The following is an 8,701-nucleotide window of genomic DNA, read 5'->3' on the forward strand; positions in this document are numbered from 1 at the left end:
ACCGCAGCGGGTATCCGTGACCGTCACCCAGGTCGGCGCTCCGGGATACCTAGGTCGGGGAACCGCCGGGCAGCAATCCGAGCTCCGCCGCGCGCACGGCGGCCTGGCGGCGGCCCGGTGCGTCGAGTTTGTCGAGCACCGCCCGCACATGGTTGTCGATCGTGCGGACCGACACGACGAGCCGGGCGGCGATCTCCGCGTTGGTGAGCCCTTCGGCGAGCAGCCGTATGACCTGGAGCTGGCGGTCGGTGAGGCCCGCGGGATTGTCGCGGGTCGCGGCAAGGGGGCCGCGCGGGACGTGGCGCACGCCGAGCTCTCGCAGCTCGACACGCAGCAGGTGGGCCGCCGGTTCGGCGCCCAGTGCGTCGAAGGCGGCCAGTGCCTCCAGCTTGGTGGCGGCATCCGGGCTCTCGGCGAGCGCGGCGGCATGTTCGTAGGGACAGCCCGCGGCCTGCCAGAGCGCGGCGGCCCGACGCCACTGCCCGCGCGCCTGCAAGGCGTACGGATGGTCGGAGTCGTCCGGTGGGACGCGACGGCCCGCCTTGGTCAGCCAGTAGCCGAGTTCGGGCCGGTGGGGGGCGCCCGGCAGTCGGCTCGCCTGGGCGTGGACGGGCGCGACCGCCTCGATCACCCCTTCCGCGTCCCCGCGCAGCCAGGCCGACTCCGCCCGTGCCAGCGCCACCGGCCCGGTGCGCTGCAGTTCCTTCGTCCCTACGGCGATCTCCCAGGCCTCGCTGAGGAGCGCGCCGGCGCCGGGGCGGCCGCGGCGGATGCGGATCCGGGCCAGGACGGTCAGGGCGGGACAGCGGGCCGGGATGAAGTCGTGCATGCCGTACTCGGCGTGCTTCTCGGCGTCGTCCCAGTCGGCGGCGGCGAGCCTGCGCATGGCGAGTTCGACGTGGAGGTAGTTGAGGAAGCCCAAGTGCTCGGCGCGGTCGGCGAGTTCCATCGCCGGGGGCAGGAACGTGTCGGCGTCGTCGTACTGGAGGTTGTCGAGCAGGGTCCAGATGATGTTGGCGTAGGAACGGCAGGCGTGCTCGACCTCTCCGGCGGCGAGCGCGACATCGAGGCTCTCCTCCAGCTCGGCCCGCCCGTCGGGGTCTCCGGCGCGCCAGCGGGCGGTGCCGACGTTGTTGAGGGCGTGCGCGAGGATCGCCGGGTCGTTCGCCTTGCGGGCCAGGACGATGGCGCGCTCGCCGTGTTCGACGGCCTCGGCGTAGCGCTCGGACAGCATGCGCAGCTGGGCGGTGTTGCTGACGGCGAGTGCCAACAGGCGGTCGTCGCCAGCGTGTTCAAGCACCGCCACCGCCTCTCGGGCGGCCTCCTGGGCCTGATCGGCGTTGCCGGCCCACCAGTGGATGCGGGACAGCCAGCGCAGGTCGGCGCCGAGGGCGAGGGTGTCGCCGAGGGCGCGGCGCAGGGCGACGGCCTCGCGCTGGGCGGCGACGGCGGCGGCCGAGTCGGCGATGGTGTAGCTCTCGACGGCGTAGCGTTCGAGCAGATCGGCGAGTTCGGCGGGGGCGTAGCGGTGCCGTTCGCGCAGCACGAGCCGGAGTTGGGCGGCGGCCTCGCGGTGGGCGCCCGTGGCGGCGGCGTCCTTCGCCGCGTCGGGGCCGTAGCGGGCGACGGCGTCCTGGTCGCCGGCCTGGGCCGCATGGTGGACGATCCGGGCGGCGTCGGATCCGGGCCGGGTGATGAGAGCCTCGAGAACGGCCCGGTTGAGGCCGATACGGCGGGCGGCGGGCAGGGAGTCGGCCACGGCCCGGCGGATCAGCTCGTGCCGGAACGCCACCCGTTCCGGGGTGACGGTGAGCAGACCGCGCTGCTCGGCGGCGGCCAGGACGGACACCCCGTCGGTGAGCGGGCCGTGCAGGTCCGCCGCCGGGGCGGACACCCCGGTCGCGAGCGGGCCGGGTTCCTGCGGCGCCGCCAAGGCGGACGTCCCGTCCGCGAGCAGCGCGTCGACCAGCGGGCGTTCCACGGCCGAGGGAACGACGGCCAGCTGCTCCAACGCGTCCACGGTGGCACCGGGCAGACCTCGCAGCCGGGCGAGCACGGCGTCGACGACGGTCGGGGGGACACTCCCGGTGCCACCGGCGGCGACGATCTCGGCGACGAAGAAGGGGTTGCCGTTCGTGACGGCGTACACCTGGGCGGGGTCGACGCGGCCGGCGCTGAGGGTGCGTACCGCGTCCAGGGACAGGCGGGCCAGGGGCAGCCGGTGCACGCGGGGCGCCCGGGACACCTGGCCGAGGAGATGCCGTAGGGGATGCTCACGGCTCAACTCGTCGTCGCGGTAGGTCAGGACGATCAGGGCGGGCAGGCGTTCCATTCGGCGGACCAGGAAGCGCAGGGCGTCCAGGGAGGCCTCGTCGGCCCAGTGGACGTCCTCGACGACGAGTACCGCTCCGCGTAGTTCTTCGAGCAGAGCCTCGTGGACGCGATGGCGGTCACCGCCCTCCGTCACGGCACCGGCGAGTTCGCCGCCGACGCTGCCGATCAGGTCGCGGAAGGGGCCGAGGGGCCTGCGGGTGGCGAGGTCGTCGCACTCGCCGACGAGGATCCGGGTGCCGTCCGGCAGATGGTCGGGAAGGGCCTTGACCAGGCTCGACTTGCCGATACCGGCCTCTCCGAAGACGAGCACCACGGATCCGGCCCCGTCCGCCGCCTCCCGCGCGGCCGAGGCCAGTCGCGCCAGCTCGGGCTCCCGCTCGAGGATCCCCCAGTCCACGCGCCCGATTCTGCCACCGGGGACGCCGGAACGCCCCTGCTCCACTGACGGTCGGCTTCCCTCGACGCGACGCCGAGCACTTCGTCGGCGTCGGCTGTGGTTCGGCAGGAACGGAAGGGGGGCGGGGCATATCGGCGTACGGCTTCGCTGCGGAGGTGTTGTCACCGTTGCCCGGAATTGGCCGCTCCAGACCCGTTGACCCGCGCCCGCCTCCTCCCTATCGTCTGGTCGATCACTCGCACATCGTTCGAAATACCGACCACTCTGACGCGAGCGACTCATGGAGGAGCACCCATGGCACCGCCCCTCTCCAGACGTTCCCTTCTGCAGGCCGCCGCCCTGGCGGCCGCGACCCCCGCCATCACCCACGCGGCGACCGGCCGGGCCGTCGCCGCAGCTTCGGAGGCACCGTCCGTGTGGACCGCCCAGCCCTTCGCTCTCGATGACGTCGCCCTCGGCCCGGGCCTGTTCGCCGACAAGCGGGAGCTCATGCTCGACCACGCCCGCGGCTACGACGTGAACCGGCTGCTCCAGGTGTTTCGCGCCAACGCCGGCCTGTCCACGGGCGGTGCGGTCGCGCCCGGGGGCTGGGAGGGGCTGGACGGCGAGGCCAACGGCAATCTCCGCGGCCACTACACCGGGCACTTCCTGACCATGCTGTCGCAGGCGTACGCCGGCACCGGCGAGCAGGTCTTCGCCGACAGGATCGCGACCATGGTGAGCGCGCTGACCGCGGTCCGCTCGGCCCTGCGCACCGACCCGAAGATGCTCGCCGTGACCGGGAGGTTCGGGACCGCCCAGGAGAACGTACGCGGCTCCTACCAGTACGTCGACCTGCCGGCGGCCCTCCTCGGCGGAGCCTCCGCGATCACCCTGTCGGCGTGGGTCAAGCCCACCCACGCCGACAACTGGGCCCGCGTCTTCGACTTCGGCAACGACACCACCAAGTACCTGTACCTGGCCGCCCGCAACGGCTCGGGCGTGCCCCGCTTCGCCATCACCGCCAACGGGGCCGGCGGCGAACAGGGACTCAACGGCACCGCGACTCTGCCGCTGAACCAGTGGAGTCACCTGGCCGTCACGATCTCCGGCACGACCGGCACGCTGTACGTCAACGGCACGGCCGTCGCGACGAACACCTCGATGAGCCTGAACCCGGCCGCACTCGGCGCCCTGGCCCACCACTGGCTCGGCCGCTCCAACTACTCCGGCGACCCCGTCTTCGCGGGCGCCTTCGACGAGTTCAACATCTGGTCCCGGGCACTGACCGCCGCCGAGATCACCGCGCTGCAGAGCAACCGGGCCTCCGCCACCTCCGCCGGACGCGGCACCCTGGCGTCGTACGACTTCTTCGAGACCACCGGCGGCACCTTCGCCGACGCCTCGGGCCGCGGCCTGACCGCGACCCTGCGCCGGACGTGGGGTGGGCCCAGCCATCCCGGGTTCCTCGCGGCATACCCGGAGACACAGTTCATCCAGCTGGAGTCGATGACCGGCAGCGACTACACCAAGGTGTGGGCGCCCTACTACACCGCGCACAAGATCCTGCGGGGCCTGCTGGACGCGTACACCGCCACGGACTACGACCGGGCCCTCGACCTGGCGTCGGGCATGGGCGACTGGATGTACTCCCGGCTGTCCGTGCTCCCGGAGGCGACCCTGCAGCGGATGTGGGGCATCTTCTCCAGTGGTGAGTTCGGCGGCATCGTGGAGGCGATCGTCGACCTCCACTCGCTCACCGGAAGGGCCGAACACCTCGCGCTGGCACGCCTGTTCGACCTGGACAAGCTGATCGACGCGTGCGCCGCGAACACCGACACCCTGAACGGGCTGCACGCCAACCAGCACATCCCCATCTTCACGGGCCTGTTGAGGCTGTACGACGCGACGGGCGAGCAGCGCTACCTCACCGCGGCGAGAAACTTCTGGGGCATGGTCGTCCCGGCCCGGATGTACGGCATCGGCGGCACCAGCACCGGGGAGTTCTGGAAGGCGTCCGGGGTGATCGCGGGCACGATCAGCGGCGCGACGGCGGAGACGTGCTGCGCGTACAACATGCTGAAGCTGAGCCGGACGCTGTTCTTCCACGAGCAGTCCCCGAAGTACATGGACTACTACGAGCGGGCCCTCTACAACCAGGTGCTCGGCTCCAAGCAGGACAAGGCCGACGCGGAGAAGCCGCTCGTCACCTACTTCATCGGGCTGACGCCCGGTCATGTACGGGACTACACACCCAAGGAGGGCACCACCTGCTGCGAGGGCACGGGCATGGAGAGCGCCACCAAGTACCAGGACTCGGTGTACTTCAAGGCCGCCGACGGCAGCGCCCTGTACGTCAACCTGTACAGCCCTTCCCGACTCACCTGGGCGGAAAAGGGAGTGACGGTCACTCAGACCACCAGCTATCCCAGCGAGCAGGGCACCACGCTCACCTTCGGTGGCGGCAGCGCGGCCTTCGGGCTGAAGCTGCGGGTGCCGTCATGGGCCACCGCGGGTTTCCAGGTGACCGTCAACGGCGGTGCGGTGAGAGGGACTCCGGCCGCCGGGGCGTACTTCACGGTGTCGCGGACCTGGAAGGCGGGGGACGTCGTCCGCGTCACCGTGCCGTTCCGGCTGCGCGTCGAGAAGGCCCTGGACGATCCGACCCTGCAGACCCTGTTCCACGGCCCGGTGAACCTGGTCGCCCGCAACTCGGCCACCAGCTATCTGTCGTTCGGGCTGTACGCCAACGCGGCCCTGTCCGGCGATCTCCTGCCCACGCTGACCCCGGTGAGCGGCAAACCCCTGCACTTCACGCTGAACGGAACCGAGTTCGCCCCCTTCCACGAGGGGACCGAGGACCCGACCCACGCCTACTTCCGGCGCTCGGAGCCCAAGGTCGTCTTCGGCGGACTCGACTCCGGCGTGGCCAACCCCGTGCAGTCCGACGGCACTTCACTGCTCGACGAGATCTGGGCCGGGGCTCCTTTCGCCACGAAGAGCGCGCTCGTCGCCCGGGTGCAGTCGACGGTGGACTCCTGGGTGGCGTCCGGGTCGCTCACCCCGGCGAACGGCCAGACGGTGGTGAACACGGCACAGCAGGCGACGTACGTCTCCTGACCTCACGAGTGAACTCCCCGAGGGCGCGGGTGCCTTACGCGACGCCCGTCACCTTGGCGACGAAGGCGGCGAGGTTGGTCACCGTCCGGCGGATCTTCTCGTCCAGGGTGAGCGTCTCGTGCAGCCGTGCGCCGGCGCCCGCGTCCTTCTTGCCCCGCACATACAGCGAGCAGGCGAGGTCGTCGCACATGTAAGCGCCGACCGAGTTGCCCTGCTGCCCTGCCTTGCCCGCCCTCCGCGCGACCATCAGGGAGACCCCGCCGGAGTGGGTGGTCAGGCACAACGAGCACATGCTGCGCCGCGTCTGCCAGGAGCCGGCGGCGGAGCCGCGCAGCGCGAGGGCCGTCGGGCGGCCGTCCAGCACGGCCACCAGGTAGGCGCGGTCGGGGGCCTGCGGATCGCGCCAGCCGAGGTAGTCCAGGTCCTCCCACGGACGCTCGTCCAGGTCACGCGGCACGGACAGTCGCTTCGCCTCGCCCTTGGTGCAGTTCACGAAGGCGGCACGGATCTCTTGCTCGGTCAGCGGTTCCATAGCTTCACGCTAGTTTGCCTAAAAGCTTTAGGCAAATGCATAATTGCTTCTGGCAAACGAGAGGACTGCTATGGCACGAGTAGGGCTGACCACGGAGCGACTGGTCCGGGCGGGAGCGGAGCTGGCCGACGAGGTGGGCTTCGACCAGGTGATCGTCTCGGAGCTCGCCCGGCGGTTCGGCGTCAAGGTCGCCAGCCTGTACTCGCACGTGAAGAACTCCCAGGACCTCAAGACCCGGATCGCCCTGTTCGCCCTGGAGGAGCTCGCCGACCTCTCGGCGGACGCGGTGGCCGGACGGGCCGGCAAGGACGCCCTCACCGCCTTCGCGAACGTCTACCGCGACTACGCCCACGCACACCCCGGCCGTGTCGCCGCCGCCCGGCTGAGGCTCGACCCCGAGACGGCGGCGGCCAGCGCGGGCGTACGGCTCGCGCAGATGATGCGGGCAATCCTGCGCGGCTACGACCTGCCCGAACCCGACCAGACCCATGCCGTACGGCTGCTGGGCAGCACTTTCCACGGCTACGCGAGTCTGGAGGGGGCAGGAGGGTTCAGCCACAGCTCCCCCGACTCCGGGGCGTCCTGGACGCGGATTCTGGACGCCCTCGACTCGCTGTTGCGCAACTGGCCCACCCCTCCTTCGACAGGCTGAGGACATGCACGACTGGATCACCACACCCGTCACCGCCGACCTGCTGCGCGGCGCCCTCGATGTGGAGCACACCGAGCACGGGGTGCTGCCGCACCGGCTGCCCGCCCGGGCCCGCGCCCAGAACACCGACGGTCAGCTGGCGATGGCCGAGTCCCAGCCCGCCGGGGTACGGCTGGTCTTCCGCACCCGGGCCACCGCGGTGGAGCTGGACGCGCTGCCGACCAAGCGGACCTACGTGGGTGCGCCGCCCCGGCCCGACGGCGTGTACGACCTGGTCGTCGACGGGCGGCCGGCCGGGCAGGGCAGTGTGCTCGGCGGCAACGTCATCACCATTGACATGGCCGAGGGGACGTCCGAGGTGCGGCCCGGACCGCACGGCACCGTCCGTTTCGACGGGCTGTCCGACGAGGTCAAGGACGTCGAGATCTGGCTGCCGCACAACGAGACCACCGAGCTGATCGCCCTGCGCACCGACGCCCCCGTCGAGAGCGCGCCGCCCTCCGATCGCCGGGTGTGGCTGCACCACGGCAGCTCCATCAGCCACGGCTCCGACGCGGCGAGCCCCAGGAACACCTGGCCCGCGGTCGCCGCGACGCTGGGCGGGGTGGAGCTGATCAACCTGGGCCTGGCCGGGAGCGCGCTGCTCGACCCGTTCACCGCGCGGGCCGTACGGGACACGCCCGCCGACCTGATCAGCGTCAAGATCGGTATCAACATCGTCAACCACGACGTGATGCGGCTGCGGGCCTTCGGTCCCGCGGTTCACGGCTTCCTCGACACGATCCGCGAGGGCCACCCGGACACGCCCCTGCTGGTCGTCTCGCCCATCCTGTGCCCGATGCACGAGGACACGCCGGGGCCCTCCTTCCCGGACTTCAGCGAACTCGGCGAGGGCCGGCTGCGATTCAGGACGCTGGGCGACCCGGCGGAACGCGCGAGCGGGAAACTGACCCTCCAGGTGATCCGCGAGGAGCTGGCCCGGATCGTGAAGCAGAGGGCCGCCGACGACCCGAACCTGCACTACCTCGACGGGCGCGAGCTGTACGGGGAGAACGACTCGGCGGAGCTGCCGCTGCCGGACAACCTGCACCCGGACGCGGCGACGCACCGGCGGATGGGGGAACGGTTCGCGGGCATGGCGTTCGGGACCGACGGGCTGTTCGGCAACGGCTGAAGCGGCGAGCCGAGCGTTCGGGGGGAGGCGGATCGCCGGGGCAGCTTGCAGGGCACGCCCGTGAATCACCACCGTCGACGCCGCCCGCGAGGACCGGACCACGGCCGCGGGACGGCGGGCCGTGGCGCAGCGGAGACCCGGCTCTGGCCTCCGGCGCCGGGCGCTGGGTCTCCGACTCACGGGCTCCGGACCGCGGGCTCCGGGCTCCCAGCCCCGGGCTTTCAGCCCCCGGACTCTGAACCTCCGGCACCCCGGCTCCGCGCACCGAGCGGCAAGCTCCGGGCTCCCTCGCTCTGGGCTCCTGCCCCGGGCGCTGGGTCTCCGACTCACGGGGTCCGGGCCGCGGGCTCCGGACTCCCAGCCCCGGGCCTTCAACTTCCGGACTCACAACCTCCGGCACCCCGGCTCCGCGCACCGGGCCGCAGGCTCGGGGCTCCCCCGCTCTGGGCTCCTGCCCCGGGCTCCCGGGCGCTGGGTCTCCGACTCACGAGCTCCGGGCCCCGGGCTCCGGAC

The 8,701-nt window shown here is 71.8% G+C and carries 5 protein-coding genes; 3 read left to right on the forward strand and 2 right to left on the reverse strand.

What is annotated here, in order from left to right:
* Window positions 1-49: 49 nt before the first annotated feature.
* Window positions 50-2,731: a helix-turn-helix transcriptional regulator gene (locus AQJ46_RS23020; protein WP_059207695.1), complete on the reverse strand. Its 2,682-nt coding sequence runs from the start codon at window positions 2,729-2,731 to the stop codon at window positions 50-52.
* A 294-nt stretch (window positions 2,732-3,025) separates the two neighbouring features.
* Between AQJ46_RS23020 and AQJ46_RS23025 the strand changes: the two genes are divergently transcribed.
* Window positions 3,026-5,830 carry a beta-L-arabinofuranosidase domain-containing protein gene (locus AQJ46_RS23025; RefSeq protein ID WP_059207397.1) on the forward strand — a complete coding sequence of 935 codons (2,805 nt, stop codon included), beginning with the start codon at window positions 3,026-3,028 and terminating at the stop codon, window positions 5,828-5,830.
* A 34-nt stretch (window positions 5,831-5,864) separates the two neighbouring features.
* Here the strand turns inward: AQJ46_RS23025 and AQJ46_RS23030 are convergent, their stop codons facing one another.
* Window positions 5,865-6,362 (reverse strand): FBP domain-containing protein, encoded by a 498-nt coding sequence (locus tag AQJ46_RS23030; protein WP_059207398.1) that lies wholly within the window; start codon window positions 6,360-6,362, stop codon window positions 5,865-5,867.
* 70 nt (window positions 6,363-6,432) lie between these two features.
* Here AQJ46_RS23030 and AQJ46_RS23035 point away from each other — a divergent pair, with 70 nt between their 5' ends.
* Together AQJ46_RS23035 and AQJ46_RS23040 are read left to right on the forward strand one after the other, a co-directional pair.
* Complete coding sequence (locus AQJ46_RS23035; protein WP_059207399.1) at window positions 6,433-7,014, forward strand: TetR/AcrR family transcriptional regulator; 582 nt, start codon at window positions 6,433-6,435, stop codon at window positions 7,012-7,014.
* A gap of 4 nt (window positions 7,015-7,018) precedes the next feature.
* Window positions 7,019-8,188 (forward strand): GDSL-type esterase/lipase family protein, encoded by a 1,170-nt coding sequence (locus AQJ46_RS23040; protein ID WP_059207400.1) that lies wholly within the window; start codon window positions 7,019-7,021, stop codon window positions 8,186-8,188.
* Window positions 8,189-8,701 lie beyond the last annotated feature (513 nt).

This window comes from Streptomyces canus (assembly GCF_001514145.1).
Classification (GTDB): domain Bacteria; phylum Actinomycetota; class Actinomycetes; order Streptomycetales; family Streptomycetaceae; genus Streptomyces; species Streptomyces canus.

Coding starts and splice junctions, on each gene's coding strand:
- AQJ46_RS23035 (WP_059207399.1), top strand. CDS start 6,433: ATGGCACGAGTAGGGCTGACCACGGAGCGACTGGTCCGGGCGGGAGCG.
- AQJ46_RS23025 (WP_059207397.1), top strand. CDS start 3,026: ATGGCACCGCCCCTCTCCAGACGTTCCCTTCTGCAGGCCGCCGCCCTG.
- AQJ46_RS23040 (WP_059207400.1), top strand. CDS start 7,019: ATGCACGACTGGATCACCACACCCGTCACCGCCGACCTGCTGCGCGGC.
- AQJ46_RS23030 (WP_059207398.1), bottom strand. CDS start 6,362: ATGGAACCGCTGACCGAGCAAGAGATCCGTGCCGCCTTCGTGAACTGC.